Annotated in this window: 1 protein-coding gene; it reads right to left on the bottom strand. The window is 34.0% G+C overall.

The genetic code is table 11. The annotated features are described in order from the left end of the window. Positions 1 to 26 precede the first annotated feature (26 nt). Positions 27 to 247: OmpA family protein (locus AOA62_RS17905; RefSeq protein WP_158235131.1), on the bottom strand; the 221-nt coding region annotated here is incomplete at its 5' end.

Here is a 247-nt window from a genome sequence, read left to right as displayed (position 1 = left end):
GGCTTTGAATATTCCCTAGTAATCATTTAAAATACGTCTTCATTATCAAACTTTGGATCAGAGATAACAATGACTACTCTTCGGTTTTTTTGTAGATTCTTATCAGTAGTATTAGGTGCAACAGGTCTAGTATCCCCATAACCAACAGAGATAAATCTTTTTGGATCTAAATCATTGTAATCAATTAAATATCTAATTACACTACTCGCCCGTGAGCCAGATAATTCCCAGTTGGATGGATATTGGT

This window comes from Pseudomonas sp. 2995-3, assembly GCF_002742565.1.
Taxonomy (GTDB): domain Bacteria; phylum Pseudomonadota; class Gammaproteobacteria; order Pseudomonadales; family Pseudomonadaceae; genus Aquipseudomonas; species Aquipseudomonas edaphica.
Note: the sequence above shows the minus strand (reverse complement) of the source record. Positions and strands in the feature narration are given on the sequence as shown.